Raw genomic sequence first — 16,815 nt, forward strand, 5'->3', positions numbered from 1 at the left:
ATCCGGCCAGTATCGGCCGCTTGAGGAGTTGAATGATGCCGTCTTATCGTGATCCCGCCTTTCAGGATCGCATGGCCGCCAGTGCCGATGCGCGCAAGAAGGCGCTGGACCGTCTGAAGGCGAAGCCGCCGATCGATCCCGCCGTCGTCGCGGCCAAGCTCGCCGCAGCCGCGGCGAAAGAGGCTGCCGCCGCCGAAAAGCGCGCGGCGAAGAAGCTGGCAGCCGAAGAGGCCGCCGCCGCCAAGGCCGAAGCCGCGCTGCTGGCAAAGCCCGTCGAGGCACCGAAGCTGACCGAGGCCGAACTCAAGGCTGCGCGCGACCTGCGTTACGCGATGCGCAAAGCCCGCAAGAAGTAAGCCGCTCGGTCAGGCACGGGCTGACATGACCGATCCGGCATTTCCGATCCGCGTCGCGGCCTTATACCGCTTTACGCCGATGGCCGATCTTGCGGCCGTGCAGGCGCCGCTCGCCCATATCTGCTGCGCGAACGGCGTGAAGGGCACCTTGCTGCTCGCGCCCGAAGGGATCAATGGGACGATCGCCGGATCCGATTCCGCGATCGCGGCGGTGATCGATCATATCCGGTCGCTGCCCGGCTGCAGCGATCTCGACGTCAAGGACAGCCGCGCGGCCGCGATGCCGTTCCACCGGATGAAGGTGCGGCTGAAGCGCGAGATCGTAACGATGGGGCAACCCGGGATCGATCCGCTGAAAGATGCCGGCCATTATGTCGATCCGCAAGACTGGAACGCGCTGATCAGCGATCCGGACGTCATCGTGATCGATACGCGCAACGATTATGAGGTGGCGATCGGCAGCTTCGCCAACGCGATCGATCCGAAAACGGTCACCTTCGGCGAATTTCCGGCGTGGTTCCGCGCCAGGCGTGCCAGCCTGATCGGCGATGGGGCGCCGCCGAAGATCGCGATGTTCTGCACGGGCGGAATCCGCTGCGAGAAATCGACCGCCTTTTTGAAGTCCGAAGGGCTGGACGACGTCTATCATCTCAAGGGCGGCATCCTCAAATATCTCGAAACCGTGCCGGCCGATCAGAGCCTTTGGCAGGGCGAATGTTTCGTCTTCGATCAGCGGGTCGCGGTGACGCATGGCCTGGCGCCGGGCACGCACACGATCTGCCATGGCTGCCGAATGCCTGTGAGCCCGGCCGATCGCGATTCGCCGCTCTACGTCGAGGGCGTGAGCTGTCCGGCCTGCCACGCCGATCGCACCGCCGAGCAGCGCGCGGCCTATGCCGAACGCCACCGCCAGACGCTGCTCGCAGAGCAACGCGGCGAGGTGCATGTCGGTGCCGTCATTCGCCCGCGCGATGGCTGAGGCGCCGATACTCTACAGCTTCCGGCGCTGTCCTTATGCGATGCGTGCGCGGATGGCGCTGCTCGTCAGCGGTATCGATTGCGAAATTCGCGAGATCGTCCTGCGCGACAAGCCGGCCGAGATGATCGCTGCATCGCCCAAGGCGACGGTGCCGGTGCTCGTGCTGCCGGACGGACGGGTGATCGACGAAAGCCTCGATATCATGCGCTGGGCTTTGGCCCGGAACGATCCGGAACAGTGGCTGGCGGATGCTGCCGATGGTGAGGCGTTGATTGTCGCCAATGACGGGCCGTTCAAGCATCATCTCGATCGCTACAAATACCCCGATCGCCACGGCAGCGATCCCATCATGCATCGGGGCGTTGCGACCGTTTTGCTGAAGGCGCTGGAAACGCGGCTCGACATGACGGCCTGGCTCTGCGGCGATAGCTGTTCGCTGGCCGATATCGCGATCATGCCGTTCGTCCGCCAGTTCGCGGCCGTCGATCCGGCGTGGTTCGGGCTGCAGCCGTTGCCGGCCTTGCGCGGTTGGCTGGCCCGCCTGACGGGAACGCCGCTGTTCGCTCGCGCCATGCGCCGACTGCCAATCTGGCAGCCGGGCAATTGCCCCACTTTGTTGTCGGAGTTGCGCTGAGCCATGGCGATGATCGTGCCGATCGACGATCCATCGGACGATCGGATCCATGCCTATCGCGACATACGCGAGCGCGACCTGGTCGGCCGGGATGGGCTGTTCGTCGCCGAAGGCAAGGTCGTCCTGGAAAAATTGCTCATATCCTCCGCATATCGGCCATGCTCGCTACTGATCGCCGCACACCGGCTGGCAGCGCTCGCCGATCTGATCGATCGCGTGCCCGATGACGTTCCGGTGTTCGTCGCCGCGCAAGGCATTTTGGACGATATTGCCGGCTTTGCCCTGCACCGTGGCATATTGGCGATCGGGCGGCGGATCGATCCGCCGACGCCTGACATGCTGCTCGCGGGGCAACCCGAACGCTCGATCGTTCTGCTTCTTTCGGCCATTGCCAATCACGACAATATCGGCGGGATTTTCCGCAACGCGGCAGGCTTTGGCGCGGATGCGATCCTGCTCGATTCGGACTGTTGCGATCCGCTTTATCGCAAGTCGATCAGGGTCTCTGTGGGCGCGGCCTTGCTCGTGCCGTTCGCCAGGTTGACGCGTGGCGAGGATGCCGTCGCACTGCTGGAGCGCCATGGCTTCGCGCCGGTCGCGCTCAGCCCGGCCGGTACGGTCGACCTGATCGATTTCGTTCCGCAAGGCCGGACGGCAGCGATCTTCGGAGCGGAAGGGCCGGGCCTTGCCCCGGATCTGATCGCCGCATCGACCAGCGTGCGTATCCCGATGGCGGCGGGATTCGATTCGCTGAACGTGGCCACCACCAGCGGGATCGTGCTCCACCATCTGGCGGCCGCCCGGCGCAAGGGAGACGTGTAAGTGAGCCTTGAATCGGTCCGCGCCTTTCTGGCGGAAAAGGCACCTGACATTGCCATCATCGATCAGGGTGCCAGCACGGCGACGGTTACCGAGGCGGCACAGACACTTGGCGTGCTGCCGGGGCAGATCGCCAAGACATTGTCGGTGCGGATCGGGGATGAGGTGGTGTTGGTCGTTACGCGCGGTGACGCGCGGCTCGACAATCGCAAGACCAAGGCGGCGCTGGGCGGCCGGCCGCGCATGCTGGGCGCCGACGAGGTGCTGGCGCTGACCGGTCATGCGGTCGGGGGTGTCTGTCCGTTCGGGCTGGCGACGCCGCTCCGCGTCTATTGCGACATTTCGCTGAAGGATTTTGCCGATGTCTATCCCGCGGCCGGATCGACCACCAGTTCGGTGCGGATCACGCCCGATCGGCTGGCGGCGTTGGTCGGCGCTTCATGGGAAGATCTGTGCAACCGAGCGAACTGACATGGCCCGATCCCACAGATCGCTCCATCGGTCATCCGCAACGAACAAAAAAAGGCCGGCACTAGGCCGGCCTGAAGTTTTAGGAGAGGATGCCTGAAAGGCACCCTCTTTGTGCAATGCAGCAGAAGTTCTTGCAAATGCGCAGGTCGGCGACGCGATTGCGAAACGCGCATTCGCACATTGTTGGGGAGGGCTGTGGTAGGATGCGCGACGCAGGTCGATTCGTATTGCGGCGCGCCTGGCCGGGATGGTTCGCTCTTTTGAGGTAGGGAATGCAACGTTCGATACTGTCATGGATCGTCCTGTCGATCCTGAGTGCGGTTGCGGCTGCTCCGGCGGACGCGCTCGTCACGGTCTCGATCGAGGCGCCCGGCGCGACATCGACAACGATCACCGGCTTCAATTTCGCCACCGATCCTCTGGATAGCGAGCCGAACGGCGTTCCTGTAGTCCATTTCGGCGGGTCGTCGATCACCGGCACGACGACGGGTTTCATCAATATCGGTGCGGCCAACGTCTATGGCGGGGCCGGTGGTATCGGGTCGTTCGGCACGGTCTCCGCCGATGCGTCGATCCAATTGTCTGGCGCCGTCAATTATTTCGGCTTGTGGGGTTCTGCGCTCGATGGCCAGAATAGCGTGGAGCTCTATTCGGGCAACACCCTGCTGGGCAGTTATGCCCTTCAGTCGATCCTCGAAACGTCGCCAGGTTTCACCAGCGCCTATCGCGGCAATCCTCTGACCGGCGGGAATAGCGCCGAAGATTATGCCTATTTCAACTTCCTGAGCGATACTGCGTTCAACCGGATCCGTCTGGTTGAAAATGGCGGCGGCGGTTTCGAATTCGACAATCTCACAATCGGTACCGTCTCTGCGGCACCCGAACCCGCGAGTTGGGCGATGCTGCTGATCGGCTTCGGCGCGATCGGCTGCGCCCTGCGTTCGGCGAAACGCAGGACGCCGACGGTGAGAGTTTAGGCGATCAACGGACGACCGCGTCGAGTTCCTGCTTCGCCATGTCGAACTGTTTGCGGAACGCGGCATCCTGCATCAGCCGGTCGGCGACAACCATGCCGAGCGCTTGTCCGCCGATCACGTCGCTGCGGAAGTGAACCTCGCAGATGATCCGGCTCTGCGCATAGACGGCGGCGCGCTGCATGATCGTCGGCGCGTGTGACGGCACGAGCCGGGCGAGGATCGCCGCCATCGAATAGCCCATCGTCGCATGGCCGCTCGGATAGGATGTCAGTGGCTCATCGTCGGTGGAGCAGGAGGCGACCGTGGGGTCGGCGATCCACGGGCGTTTGCGCTTGAACAGATCCTTGGCGGCATCGGCATCGCGCTTTTCCTCGGCGCGGACCATCGCGAACAAGGCTGCGGTCGCGGGCATCTTCAGCAGATCGATGCCGGGGCCGACTGCCGCGTTGAACACGGAGACGTCCTTGGTCTTGCTGTCGGATTTGGCGCGCTCGATATCGGCCGGTGTGCGGACCGCCTGGATGCGATGCAATTCGCCCAGTTCCTCGATCGCGACCGCGCTGCCTTCGGCGGGCGGCGGCGGCAGGACGAGCGCGGGATTGATCGCGTCCGTGGGCAAGGGCGGCGGAACGCCGGGCCCGGCTGCCGTCAGCAGCAGGGTGGCGGTGAGGGCGAGAGCGAGACGGCGCATCAGAACTTCACCGTGATTTCGCCGGTGACCGAACGGCCGGGCTGGTAGAAATATTGGTCGAACAAGGCGGTCTTGCCGGTGTTGATGTTGGTGACCTTGGTCGAGTCGAGCAAGTCGTTGATCATCAGGCCCACCCGCGCGATGCCGAAGTCATAGCTGATCGAGAGGTCGGCACTGTTATATGGGGAGATCCGATAGGCAGCGGGTTCGCCATCGGTGGCATATTGAGCGCCCGTATATTTATCGATCAGCGAAGCGCGGATGGGGCCATGTTTGTAGAGCAGACCGCCCGCCGCCGTCATCACCGGTGCGTTGGGCACCTGCGTGTGTACGATGTCACTAGCATTGTCGGTCTTCGCATAGTTGCGCGAGACGTTGGCGAAAATGGCCACCCCATTCTCGAACGCGTAGGTCGCCTGCGCTTCGGCGCCCTTGTAGCTGACCGCGCCGAGATTGATGAACACCGTGCCTGCGCTGGCCGGCGCCGTTGTATCCTGCGCGAACTTGTTCTTGAAGTTGATGATATAGACGTCGGCGTCGATGCTCAGATGGCTGCCATGATAGACGATACCGGCCTGATAGTTGGTCGAGCGCTCGGGCTTAACGGTCGAAAGGTCGGGGTTGGCGACATAGAGATCGGCCAGCGGCGGCATCAGGAAGCCGCGGGCATATTGGCCGTAGATCGATAGCTGGTCGGTCGGCTGGTAGTTGATCGTGGCGAATGGCAGGGTCGCGGTATAGGTCGCGCTGATGTCCTGGGCGAAGCGCGTTGTCTGGTTATAGTCGGCGCTGATCGAGCGCTTGAAGCTGACATGCTTGATGCCAGGGGTGATCGTCAGGCCCGCAACCGGGCGTAGCTCCAGTTCGGCGAATTCCTCGAAATGTTCGATATGCGAATTCTGGTCGAACTTGATGTCCGAGGGTGTCTTGGCACTGGTTACAGGATTGGTGACGGCCTTTTCGATGTAATTGGGCTGGCCTGTGATGAGGTCGACATCGCGCTGTTGGCGATAGGTGTTCGAATGCTCGTACCATCCGCCGGCAGTCAGAGTGGCGAAACCGAAATCGAACTTCGCTTTCGCGATATCGCCATAGACGCGATATTTGTTGGTCTTGGTATAGCCGGGAACGCCGGCAACCGCCGGGGCGGTGGTGGGGGTGAAGACCGGCGTCGCGGACAGGCGGACGACGTTGGCGGCGGCGATCTGGGCCGGCGTGGCGGTCGCGTACAAAGTTACGTCGTTGCCGCTCAGCGTCTCATTGTCATAGCTGTAGGTATAGCTGCGATTGTCGAGCGTGATCGAGGGCGAGACATTGGCTTCGAGCTTGACGATCTCGAAGTCGGTCGTTTTGTGGGTATGGTTATAGCCATAATAGGTCTGGCTGGTCGGGTCGTTGTTCAGGCTGAAATTCTTGCCGAACGCGGCAACCTGCGAGAGCGTCGCGCCATCCTTGTCGGGCTGATTGAACTTGTTCTCGTTATACATACCGAGCACGGTCAGCTTCACGTCAAGCCCGATCGGGATGACGGCCTTGCCGAAGATATTGTCGGCCTTGAACGGGCTGTAGCTGCGGGCGCCATCGGACTTGATGTGCTGGGCGTTGAGCATGAATTCGCTGTCGTTGAGCGCGGCAACCTTGCCGCTCTGGAGCACGGCGCGCAGCAAATAGGTGTTCCAGGTGCCGTAGCTGCCCTTCAGCTCGGCGCCCATGTCGGGGCGGGTCTCGCGCGAGAACATGTTGATGTTGCCCCCGAAGGTCGCCTGGCCGAGCTGGCTGGCATTGCCGGGGCCGCGATCGACGACGAGCGTTTCGATCGTGTTCGATGGGAAGAAGGTGTTCGAATGGTGGGTCGGATCGTTGGTGTCGCCGAACGGCACGCCATCATAAGTGATATTATATTCACCGTCCTGGAAACCGCGGATCTGCGCCTTGGATTCGCTGAGGCCTGGGCCGTTGGTGCCGCCATAGTTGGAGACGCTCGGCGAAATCAGCGCGATCGCGTTGAAATCGGTGGTCGCGGGCAGCGAATCTTCGATGAACGATCGCGATACGATCGCCTGCGGCTGGGTCGCCTGCAGCGAAGCCGTGACCGGCGCGATTTCATTGGCGGCGGTGGCGGTGACGACGATGGTGCTGCCTTCGGCGATATCGCTCCCATCTCTGCCGGCGTCGGTGCCCGCCGCGGCTGTCTCGGCCGCTTGCGCGGGGACGGCCGTCGCCACGATCATTGCAATCGGCGCAATGCCGGCCAGCATGCCCCGATGCCAGCTCGAAAGCTTCGTCATTGAATTGCCCACCCTTGATTGTTGATTCTGGTGGGCCGTCCCCTGCACAGGTGAGTGCGACAGTTGGGCGATGGATTGGAGACATTATGATGACAGTAAGTTTCCTTAACACATAATGCGGCAAAAATGCCGCACTGCCGCATCATTGCGCCGTGGGCTCGGCCGAATATGTCGATCCTGAAATTCGCAGCGAAGATTGTCGGATATAGCGACGGCTCGTTTGCAGACCGTCACAATCCGGTGGCACTGCCGCCGTCATGGGTTGCTTATTGATGAAACAGACGTTGCTGGCGCTGACGGGGGTTGCCCTGTGCGCCATGGCCACCGGTTTGGCGGCGCAAACCGTGCCGGGTACGACCGCAGCGCCGCCAAAATCGCAGCGCCCGCCGGCGGCGGATTCGGATGAAGGCGAAATCGAGGTGATCGGCCGCCGCCTGCCGGGCGCCGTCATCTCGGATATTCCGCCGGAGGTTCAGCTGACACCGGCCGACATCCGCTCCTTCGGCGTCAGTTCGGTATCCGAACTGCTCGACGAACTCGCGCCGCAAACCAATAGCGGGCAGGGGCGGGGCGGCGAGGCGCCGGTCGTGCTGCTCAACGGCCGGCGCATTTCGGGCATGGCGGAGATTCGCGATATCCCGACCGAGGCGATCCGCCGGGTCGATATATTGCCCGAGGAGGTCGCGCTCAAATATGGCTATCGGCCAGATCAGAAGGTCGTCAATTTCGTCCTCCGGCCGCGTTTTCGCGCCGCCACCGGCGAACTGGAAGGCGGCACGTCCACCGAGGGCGGGCGCGACGCGAAAGAAGCCAACCTCTTCCTGCTGAAGATCCAGGGAGACAATCGCATCAATGTCGGTATCCGCTATCAGGATGCCGACAAGCTGGAAGAGAGCCAGCGCGACATCATCTCCAGCGCGCAGGGGGCGAGCCAGACCAATGCCGCCGATGCTGCGCGCTATCGATCGCTGGCGCCGGCGACCAGCAATCTGGCGGTCAATGCCGTGCTCAGCCGGCCGGTGTTCGGCAATGTCCAGGCAACGCTCAACGCCAATGCCGGTCGCACGACCAGCGACAGCGATCTCGGCCTGCCCCCCGCCAGTTTGACCCTTCCGGCCGGGGGCTACGATGTTCGGGGGCAACGGACGATCGGCAATAGCCAGCATCTGGGCTTCACCCTGAACGATCAGATCGGCCAGTGGCGCTGGACCGCGACGGGCAATTATGATCGCGCCGAAACCCGCACGCGCACCGATCGCGGCTTCGACGTGTCGCAGGCGCGATCGATCTCGAATATCGGCAACCTCCAGTTTGTTGCCGCCGGCCCGTTGATCGCGGTGCCGGCCGGTTCGTTGACGACGAGCATCAAGGTCGGCGCCGAGGCGAGCGGGTTTGACGCGCGTTCGACGCGGAGCGGGGTCACAACGCCCGGCAGCGTTTCGCGCAATATCGGCAGCGGGCAGCTGAGCTTCGATCTGCCGCTGGCCAGCACGCGCAACAATGTGCTGGCGGCGATCGGCGATCTTTCGGCCAACCTCAACCTTGCGGCCGATCGGGTATCGCATTTCGGCACGCTCAAGACGATCGGCTACGGGGTCAACTGGCGCCCCCGCACGGGCATCAACCTGATCTGGTCGATGACCGACGATCATGGCGCGCCGACCGTGCAGCAGCTCGGCAACCCGCAAGTGACGACGCCCGACGTCCGCATCTTCGATTTCGCCAGCGGCCAGACCGTCGACATCACGCGTATTTCCGGCGGCAATCCGGGTCTTTTGGCCGATCATCGCCACGTCATGAAGATCGGGCTGACGGTCAAGCCGCTGGCGAAGACCGACCTGACGATCACAGCGACCTATATCGACAGCCGCACGCGCAATCTGGCGGCGGCGTTTCCGGTGGCGATCGCCCAGATCGAAACAGCCTTTCCCGATCGTTTCACGCGCGATGCGGATGGCAATCTGGTGTCGATCGACAGCCGCCCGATCCAGTATCAGCGCGAGGACCGCCAGCAATTGCGCTGGGGCATCAACTTCTCCAGGCCGCTGCGCACCAAGGCGCAGGCTGCGTTCGAAGCGATCCGCGCCGCGCGTCGTGCCGCCGCCGAACGCGGCGAGGTGCCGCCGGGTCTGCCGGAAGGCACGCCGCCCGGCCAGACACCCGGCGGCGATCAGCCCGCGCCGCGCAACGGCTTCGCCGGCGGCGGCGGGGAGGGGCAGGCACAAGGGCAAGGCCCGGGACGCGGTTTCGGCGGCCCCGGCGGCGGCCGTGGCTTTGGTGGTGGCGGCGGCGGCTTTGGTGGCGGGCGGCTGCAATTCGCCGTCTATCACACCTGGTATTTCAAGGACGCGATCCTGATCCGCGACGGGCTGCCGGTGCTCGATCTGCTCGGCGGTTCGGCGACGGGATCGAACGGCGGGCAGCCGCGCCATGTGATCGACGTCCAGGCCGGATATACGAAAGGCTGGCTGGGCTCGCGCCTGAGCGCGACCTGGCAGGCGGGTACCACCGTCCGCGGCGGCGCCGCGCTGTCGGGCAGCAGCGGGGATCTCAATTTCTCGCCGCTCACCACGATCAATCTCAGAGTGTTCGCCAATCTGGCCCAGGCGCCGGGGCTGATGCGCGATCATCCGTGGGTGCGTGGCATGCGGATCAGCTTCAACGTCAACAATCTGCTCGATCAGCGCGTGAAGGTGCGCGACAATGGCGGCCTGACGCCGCTTAGCTATCAGCCTGGCTATGTCGATCCGGTGGGGCGTACGGTCCGGATCGGGATCCGCAAGCTGTTCTTCTGAGGGGGATTCGATGCAGGTCGGTCCGGCTCGGAAAGTGGCATGATTCCGCCATAAATATGTAATCGCTGCGTCGCACAGCGCTTCTACTCGCCCTTGGACAGTCCGCGCTGCGACGGACATTCCACCAAGGGGTTTAGCTATGTTGCCGACATTTCATCGGACGTTGACGCTTGCGCTGGGCACCGCCGCCTGCATCGTGCTGATGCCCGCCGTGGCGATGGCGGGCGAGACCGCTGCCGCCGAAGAGGCTGCCGCGACCGCGCCGGCCGACGATAGCGATACCGCCGGCACGATCGTCGTCACCGGCAAGGTCACGCGCTCGGTGACGCAGGTGACTGCGGTCGAAATCCAGAAGGTCTTGCCCGGCATCAGCCCGCTCAAGGCGATTCAGACATTGCCCGGCGTGACCTTCCTGACCGCCGATCCGTGGGGCAATAACGAACAGAATATCTCGCTGTTCGTCCATGGGTTCAACGCGCAGCAGCTCGGTTACACGCTCGATGGCGTGCCGCTCGGCGACCAGACCTATGGCAATTACAATGGCCTCTCGCCGCAGCGCGCGATCATCTCCGAAAACGTCGGGCGCGTCACCTTGGCGTCCGGCGCGGGCGATCTCGGGACCGCATCGACGAGCAATCTCGGCGGCACGATCGATACTTTCTCCAGCGACCCGCGCGACGAGCGTGGCGGCACCATCGCGCAGACCTTCGGCAGTCACGAGACCTTTCGTACCTATGTCCGGCTCGACAGTGGCACGTTCGGCAGCGGCAATGCCTTTTACGTGTCGGGGTCGCGGCAGGATGCGAAGGCGTGGGATTTCAACGGCAAGCAGGGCGGCTATCAGGCCAATGGCAAATTCGTCCATGACGACGCCACCGGCAAACTGACGCTGTACGGCGCCTATTCGGACAAGACCGAACCGAATGAGGATGCGACCGTCATCACTGTCGCCAATCGCGCGACAGCGCCTTATGCGCGGCCATTCTTCTATCCGGACTTTACCGGTGCATTGAACTATCTCGCCTCGGGCGCCTACAAGGCCGCCGGCTCCAATTATCGCAACTATTATAGCGATGCGCAGCGCACCGATTATCTCGGCTATGCCAAATATGACTGGCATGTCAGCGACCGGATAAGCTGGAGCAACCAGGCCTATTATCATCATGACGACGGTGTCGGCGTGGTCGCCGGGCCGATCGATGTCGCAGGGCTCCCGGGCCTGTTCGCTTTCTATTATCCGGGCCAGAATCTGACCAACGTGTTCGGCGGGTCGGGCCTCGCGACGCGCACCACCGAATATCGCATCGATCGCGGCGGGCTGATCTCGGTCGCGCAGGTCGAACTCGGCAATCACAGGATCGAATGGGGCGGCTGGTACGAACATCAGAGTTCGTCGGCGATCCGCCGCTGGTATCCGCTCAACGTCAACAATCCGTCGACGCCCTATCAGCGCCCGCATGACAGCCTGACGCCGTTGATCACCCAATATTATAGCGAGGTCCGTGTCGACGAATATCAGACGCACGTCCAGGATAGCTGGCAGGCATTGCCGTCGCTGACGATCCTCGGCGGTTTCAAGAGCACCTTCCAGAAGGCGACCCAGCGTGTGCCGGTCCAGCCGATCCCGGGCTCGTTCACCGGATCGACCGCTTTGCCGGTCGGCAAGCTCAACACCAGCGAGGCGTTCCTGCCGCAGCTCGGCGCGCTGTGGAAGCCGACCGATCATGAGCAGGTCTTCGTCAACGCCCAGAAGAATATGCGCCAGTTCCAGACGAGCGCGGCCTCCGGCCTGTCGCCGTTCGCGCTGGGCAGCCAGCAGGTGTTCGACGCCTTCAAAGCGAACGTGAAGCCCGAGACGAGCTGGACCTATGAGATCGGTGCACGCACGCAGCGCAGCTTCGATTTCGGTCCGATTACCGGCTATGAGGGCCAGATCAGTTACTATCATGTCGATTTCAGCAACCGCCTATTGGCGATCAGCCCGACTGTCGTAATCACCTCGATCGCCAGCGGTGCTGCGGTGATCCAGAATGTCGGCAGCGTGAAAACCGACGGCGTCGATATTGCCGGCACCCTGCATTTCGGGCCGCATTTCTCGCTGTACGATGCGCTGTCCTATAACAATTCGCGCTTTCAGGACGATTATGTCGTCGGCGTCGCGAAGACTGTCGTGCCGACGGCCGGCAAGCGCGTCCCCGGATCGCCCGACTGGCTGAACAAGACGGTGGCGACCGCCAGCTATGGCATGTTCGACGTGCAGGTGATCGGCGACTTTATCGGCCGGCGTTATGCGACCTATACCAACGATCTGTCGGTGCCGGCTTACTTCACCATGTCGGCGCGGATCGCCGCGAAGATCCCGATGCCGGGGCTGGTTCGTGACATGACGGTCAGCGTCAACGTCACCAACCTGACCGACAAGCGCGCCGCCTCGACGCTGAGCATCGGTGCGGCGTCGGGCACGTTCAACGAATTTCCCCTTGCGCCGCGGCAAGTGTTTGGCACGCTGAGCATCGGCTTTTGAACGTCGTCGTCATTCCCGCGAAAGCGGGAACCTACGGTTGCGGCACGCGGGAAGCAGCAGGTGCCGCCGTCCATGGGTCCCCGCTTTCGCGGGGATGACGATGGGGGGATAGCATCCCGTTGACACAAGAAGGGCTATGACAGCGATGACCAGACGAGACGCGATTCGCACGACTGGCGCCGCCATGATGGTCGCGGCCGGCGGAGCCGCCATGGGGGCCGCGCCGCCGCGTCCCAAGCCCCTGGTGTTCGGCCATCGCGGCTGTTCGGCATTGCGGCCCGAACATTCGCTGGGCTCTTATGCCAAGGCGGTGGCCGACGGCGCCGATTATATCGAACCCGATCTGGTGATCACCAAGGACGGCGTGCTGGTCGCGCGGCACGAGAATAATATCGTCGAGACCACCGATGTCGCGGCCCATCCCGAATTTGCCGGGCGGCGGACCAGCAAGACCGTCGATGGCGAGGTCCAGACCGGTTGGTTCGTCGAGGATTTCACGCTGGCGGAACTCAAGACCTTGCGCGCGATCGAGCGGCTCGGCGCGCTGCGGCCTGAAAGCCAGAGCTATAATGGCAAGTTCCAGGTTCTGACCTTCGAGGAGATCATCGATTTCGCCGCCGCCGAATCCGCCGCGCGGGGCCGGACGATCGGGTTGGTGCCCGAGCTCAAGCATTCGACCTATTTTACCGGGATCGGCCTGCCGCTGGAGGACCGCTTCCTCGCGACGATCGCCGCGCATGATTATACGCGGCGCTTCTCGCTGGAGATCCAGTCGTTCGAGATCGCCAATTTGCGCTATTTGCGGCAGAAGCTCGGCCGTCCCGACAATGTTCGCCTGATGCAATTGATCGGCGATGGCTCGGTTCGCCCTGCCGATGTCGTCGCGGCGGGCGGCACGCTGACTTTTGGCGCGATGATGAAGCCGGCGGGGCTGGCCGATGTCGCGGCCTATGCCGATGTCATCGCACCTTCGACGCGCGCGGTGATCCCGCTCGGCCCCGATGGCCGGCTGGCCGCCCCGAGCAAGCTTGTTGCCGATGCCCACGCCGCCGGGTTGCTGGTGCGGGTGTGGACCTTCCGGCCGGAAAATCACTTCCTCGCCGCCGATTTCCGCAATGCCGAGGGGGATGGCGCCCGCAATCCCGCCGGATCGATCGCCGAGATTCGCCGCTATCTGGCGACCGGTCTGGACGGCTTTTTCACCGACGATCCGGCTTTGGGACGTGCGGCGGTGGACGGCCTGTAAGGTTCCTTCGCACGGCATAAGCCGTTAGACGCTGCGGCTCATGCCTTCTGCGGAGATTCTCGTGTCGCCATCATGTCGGGATGCGTTGGCGGCATTGGCGGATCGGGAGCGGCTGCCGGCCGAGTTCGGGACGACGTTTGAACTGTTCTGGCGGCCACATGCCGAAGCGATCCTTGCGCGCAGGGCGGCGCAATCGGCGATGCTCGTCGTGGGGCTGTGCGGGCCGCAAGGCTCGGGGAAGAGCACCATCGCAAAGGCGCTGCAATTGCTGCTCGAAAATGGCGGCGCACACGCGGCCATATTGTCGCTGGATGATCTCTATCTGGCGCGCGCGGAACGGGCGCAGCTTGCCGCCTTCGTCCACCCGTTGCTGCAGACGCGCGGCGTGCCGGGAACGCATGATGTCGCGATGGCAATGGATGTGATCGACAGGCTGGGCGCGGCGGAGCCGGTGGCGATGCCGTGCTTCGACAAGGCCATGGACGATCGGGTTGATGCCGCCGCATGGCCGATCGTGCGCGGGCCGATCGACATCCTGATCTTCGAAGGCTGGTGCGTGGGCGCTCGTCCGCAACAGGATGATGCGCTCGCGGCGCCGGTCAACGCGCTCGAAGCCGAAGCTGACGCTGCCGGTATCTGGCGCCATTATGTCAACGATCGGCTTGCCAGTGATTATGCGGCGCTGTTTGCCCGGATCGATTATCAGATCCTGTTGCGCGCCCCGTCGTTCGAGATCGTGACCCGATGGCGGATCGAGCAGGAACATAAGTTGCGCGCGCGGCTGGGCGATCGGGCGCGAACCATGAGCGATGACGAGATCGCGCATTTCGTGCGGCATTATGAGCGGCTGACCCGGCATATCGCCGCCGAAATGCCGGGGCGGGCGGAATTGGTGGTCGATCTGGGTGAGGCGCGGCAAACGCCGTGAGATAACGGCGCAGAGCGAGGCATATTCATTCTCGTCATTCCAGCGCAGGCTGCCCTCCAAGTTCATCTCATGAAGCAGACATTGGAGGGATCCCAGCCTGCGCTGGAATGACGGTCAAGCGAGAGAGAGGCCGCGATTGAGGGCGCTTATGCCACCCCATTCGCCTTGAAATGTGCGAGCATCCGTTTCCAGCCATCCTCGGCCGCCGCCGCGTCATAGCTCGCCCGATAATCAGCGTGGAAGCCGTGGCCGGCCTCGGGATAGACGCGCAGATCCGATCCGCTCTTGCCAGCCGCCTTCAGCGCGGCGCGCATCGCCTCGACATCGGTCACCGGGATGCCCTGATCTTTGCCGCCATAGAGGCCGAGCACCGGCGCGTGCAGTTCGCCCGCGCGCGCGATCAGCGGTGAAAGTTTGCCGTACCAGGCGACGCCGGCCTTGATGTCGGGATCGACCATCGCCGATCGCCATACGACGGCGCCACCCCAGCAGAATCCGGTGATGCCGATCTTCGCGGGCGCGGCAAAGGCCTGAGCCCTCACCCAATTGGTCGTCGCGCGCACGTCGCCGTCGACCTGCGCGTCGCCGGCCTGCTGAACGACAGGCATGATCTTCGAAAAGTCGCTGATCGCCGGCAGATCGATTCCCGAGCGATAAAAGAAAGCGGGGGCCACGGCGACATAACCGAGCTTCGCGAGCCGGCGGCAAATGTCCTTGATATAATCGTGGATGCCGAACACCTCGTTGACGACCACGATCACTGGACGGCGGCCGGCGCTTTTCGGGCGGGCGACATAGGCTGGCAGCGGCTGCGGCGCGCCATTGGGGATCAGGACTTCATCGATGATGATACCGTCAGGCGGTGTCACAATCGGGGCGGCTTCGGCGGACAAAGCGGCGACGGCATAGCCAGCGAAGAACATGCTGGTCAGCGTGCGGCGGCTGATATGGAAATCCCGGGGCAGCGATCCCTCGGGGCGGGTCAGATCCAGCACTTCAGCTCTCCTCGACATGGACGAATCAAATTCACGCGATAGCGCGAAACGCAATCAGGCGCTGACGGTTTCGATCCCGCCCGCCGGCGCCGACGATCCGAGCTGGCTGGCGCACAATTCCTCGAAGCTCTGCTCGACCAGGGTCACATGGTGGAGCATCGCGGCATGCGCCCCCAGCGCATCGCCGCGGATGATTGCGGAGACCACCACATCATGTTCGGCATGCGATCGCGGCGGCCGGCCCTCAAGCTGGAACTGCGCGCGGCGGAACGGCGAGAGGCGCCGCCGCAGCGCGCCCGTCGCGTCGGCGATCACCGCATTATGTGCACCGGCGTAGATCATCGTGTGGAGCAGGTGGTTGGCATCGGCGAAGGCCACCGCGTCGTTCTGGTCGGCCATCACGCCCATGCTGTCGTGCAGCGCCTGCAGCCGACGGCGCTCGGTCGGCGCCATCGACAGCGCGGCGAGGCGCGCGCAGGTCGCTTCCAGTTCGCCCATCGCCACGAACAGTTCTTCGAGCTGCGCGGGACTCACACGGGCGACGATCGCGCCGCGCCGCGGACGGACTTCGATCAGCCCGGTAGTGGCCAATTGACGTAGTGCCTCGCGCACGGGCGTGCGCGACACTGCATAACGTTGAGCGAGAATCTGTTCGTCGAGTCGGGAGCCTGGCGCGAACTCGCCGGAAAGGATCGCTTCCGCCATGTCATCGGCCAGCTTTTCCACCGTCGTCACGCTCAAGATATGATCTCCTTCGGCCGCGCATCGCTCCCGAATATAGCCCCGGGATCGCGGCTCCCAAGTCTCGCATACAAAAATGACATCCCGGCAACAATCCCGTTGCCGACTCGCTTTTTGTATGCAAGATTTCGTTTGCGCATACAGAATTGCTTTTTATGCAATCATGCGTGAGTTCGCACCTGGGGGGGTGTCTGGGCGCAACCAAAACAGGGAGCGACCCATCATGCGGACAATTTACGCCATTTCGGCGCTGCTTCTCAGCGCGTGCAGCACAGGTGCTTTGGCCGATGCACCGGCCTGGAGCCTGCACGGTTTCGGGGACGTATCGGTAAAGAATGATTATGTGACGCCACGCGGCCTCGTCGTGACGA

14 protein-coding genes are annotated in these 16,815 nt (G+C 63.4%); 10 read left to right on the forward strand and 4 right to left on the reverse strand.

Features of this window, described 5'->3' with window-relative positions; translation table 11 throughout:
* Positions 1 to 35 precede the first annotated feature (35 nt).
* From BLS13_RS14190 to BLS13_RS14215, 6 genes are all read left to right on the forward strand, one after another.
* A complete protein-coding gene (locus tag BLS13_RS14190; RefSeq protein ID WP_093453102.1) occupies positions 36 to 356 on the forward strand; it encodes a DUF6481 family protein in 321 nt (106 codons plus the stop codon).
* A gap of 25 nt (positions 357 to 381) precedes the next feature.
* Positions 382 to 1,335, forward strand: a complete 954-nt coding sequence (locus tag BLS13_RS14195) for an oxygen-dependent tRNA uridine(34) hydroxylase TrhO (protein WP_093453052.1) — start codon at positions 382 to 384, stop codon at positions 1,333 to 1,335.
* Positions 1,328 to 1,969, forward strand: a complete 642-nt coding sequence (locus BLS13_RS14200) for a glutathione S-transferase (RefSeq protein ID WP_093453104.1) — start codon at positions 1,328 to 1,330, stop codon at positions 1,967 to 1,969. Before BLS13_RS14195 ends, BLS13_RS14200 begins: the two co-directional genes overlap by 8 nt.
* A gap of 3 nt (positions 1,970 to 1,972) precedes the next feature.
* Positions 1,973 to 2,791 carry a TrmH family RNA methyltransferase gene (locus tag BLS13_RS14205; RefSeq protein WP_093453054.1) on the forward strand — a complete coding sequence of 273 codons (819 nt, stop codon included), beginning with the start codon at positions 1,973 to 1,975 and terminating at the stop codon, positions 2,789 to 2,791.
* A complete protein-coding gene (locus BLS13_RS14210; RefSeq protein ID WP_093453056.1) occupies positions 2,792 to 3,259 on the forward strand; it encodes a YbaK/EbsC family protein in 468 nt (155 codons plus the stop codon). It abuts the gene before it with no gap.
* A gap of 272 nt (positions 3,260 to 3,531) precedes the next feature.
* The gene (locus BLS13_RS14215) at positions 3,532 to 4,236 is read left to right on the forward strand and encodes an Npun_F0296 family exosortase-dependent surface protein (protein WP_093453058.1); all 705 of its coding nucleotides are present in this window, start codon (positions 3,532 to 3,534) and stop codon (positions 4,234 to 4,236) included.
* Between the two features lie 4 nt (positions 4,237 to 4,240).
* On the opposite strand, the gene BLS13_RS21100 is transcribed toward BLS13_RS14215, so the two are convergent.
* Together BLS13_RS21100 and BLS13_RS14225 are read right to left on the reverse strand one after the other, a co-directional pair.
* A complete protein-coding gene (locus BLS13_RS21100) occupies positions 4,241 to 4,927 on the reverse strand; it encodes a phosphatase PAP2 family protein (RefSeq protein ID WP_256325882.1) in 687 nt (228 codons plus the stop codon).
* A complete protein-coding gene (locus BLS13_RS14225) occupies positions 4,927 to 7,215 on the reverse strand; it encodes a TonB-dependent receptor (RefSeq protein ID WP_256325883.1) in 2,289 nt (762 codons plus the stop codon). Before BLS13_RS14225 ends, BLS13_RS21100 begins: the two co-directional genes overlap by 1 nt.
* A 272-nt stretch (positions 7,216 to 7,487) precedes the next feature.
* On the opposite strand from BLS13_RS14225, the gene BLS13_RS14230 reads away from it, so the two are divergent.
* The 4 genes from BLS13_RS14230 to BLS13_RS14245 all read left to right on the forward strand — a co-directional run bounded on the left by BLS13_RS14230 (position 7,488) and on the right by BLS13_RS14245 (position 14,708).
* The gene (locus tag BLS13_RS14230; RefSeq protein ID WP_256325884.1) at positions 7,488 to 10,010 is read left to right on the forward strand and encodes a TonB-dependent receptor; all 2,523 of its coding nucleotides are present in this window, start codon (positions 7,488 to 7,490) and stop codon (positions 10,008 to 10,010) included.
* A gap of 139 nt (positions 10,011 to 10,149) precedes the next feature.
* Positions 10,150 to 12,534, forward strand: coding sequence for a TonB-dependent receptor (locus tag BLS13_RS14235; RefSeq protein WP_093453061.1), 2,385 nt, complete (start codon positions 10,150 to 10,152; stop codon positions 12,532 to 12,534).
* A 136-nt stretch (positions 12,535 to 12,670) separates the two neighbouring features.
* Entirely contained in the window at positions 12,671 to 13,780 is a 1,110-nt protein-coding gene (locus BLS13_RS14240) for a glycerophosphodiester phosphodiesterase (protein WP_093453063.1), read from the forward strand.
* Between the two features lie 61 nt (positions 13,781 to 13,841).
* Positions 13,842 to 14,708, forward strand: a complete 867-nt coding sequence (locus BLS13_RS14245) for a kinase (protein ID WP_256325885.1) — start codon at positions 13,842 to 13,844, stop codon at positions 14,706 to 14,708.
* 146 nt (positions 14,709 to 14,854) lie between these two features.
* Here the strand turns inward: BLS13_RS14245 and BLS13_RS14250 are convergent, their stop codons facing one another.
* Both BLS13_RS14250 and BLS13_RS14255 read right to left on the reverse strand, forming a co-directional pair.
* Entirely contained in the window at positions 14,855 to 15,703 is an 849-nt protein-coding gene (locus BLS13_RS14250) for a dienelactone hydrolase family protein (protein WP_143011965.1), read from the reverse strand.
* A 54-nt stretch (positions 15,704 to 15,757) separates the two neighbouring features.
* Complete coding sequence (locus BLS13_RS14255) at positions 15,758 to 16,438, reverse strand: GntR family transcriptional regulator (RefSeq protein WP_256325888.1); 681 nt, start codon at positions 16,436 to 16,438, stop codon at positions 15,758 to 15,760.
* Positions 16,439 to 16,815: the final 377 nt, after the last annotated feature.

The organism is Sphingomonas sp. YR710, assembly GCF_900101455.1.
Lineage (GTDB): Bacteria > Pseudomonadota > Alphaproteobacteria > Sphingomonadales > Sphingomonadaceae > Rhizorhabdus.

What these genes read in the sequence shown, in the direction of transcription:
- BLS13_RS14215 (WP_093453058.1), top strand. Translation starts at nt 3,532, where the DNA reads ATGCAACGTTCGATACTGTCATGGATCGTCCTGTCGATCCTGAGTGCG.
- BLS13_RS14230 (WP_256325884.1), top strand. Translation starts at nt 7,488, where the DNA reads ATGAAACAGACGTTGCTGGCGCTGACGGGGGTTGCCCTGTGCGCCATG.
- BLS13_RS14190 (WP_093453102.1), top strand. Translation starts at nt 36, where the DNA reads ATGCCGTCTTATCGTGATCCCGCCTTTCAGGATCGCATGGCCGCCAGT.
- BLS13_RS14205 (WP_093453054.1), top strand. Translation starts at nt 1,973, where the DNA reads ATGGCGATGATCGTGCCGATCGACGATCCATCGGACGATCGGATCCAT.
- BLS13_RS14195 (WP_093453052.1), top strand. Translation starts at nt 382, where the DNA reads ATGACCGATCCGGCATTTCCGATCCGCGTCGCGGCCTTATACCGCTTT.
- BLS13_RS14200 (WP_093453104.1), top strand. Translation starts at nt 1,328, where the DNA reads ATGGCTGAGGCGCCGATACTCTACAGCTTCCGGCGCTGTCCTTATGCG.
- BLS13_RS14225 (WP_256325883.1), bottom strand. Translation starts at nt 7,215, where the DNA reads ATGACGAAGCTTTCGAGCTGGCATCGGGGCATGCTGGCCGGCATTGCG.
- BLS13_RS14235 (WP_093453061.1), top strand. Translation starts at nt 10,150, where the DNA reads ATGTTGCCGACATTTCATCGGACGTTGACGCTTGCGCTGGGCACCGCC.
- BLS13_RS21100 (WP_256325882.1), bottom strand. Translation starts at nt 4,927, where the DNA reads ATGCGCCGTCTCGCTCTCGCCCTCACCGCCACCCTGCTGCTGACGGCA.
- BLS13_RS14240 (WP_093453063.1), top strand. Translation starts at nt 12,671, where the DNA reads ATGACAGCGATGACCAGACGAGACGCGATTCGCACGACTGGCGCCGCC.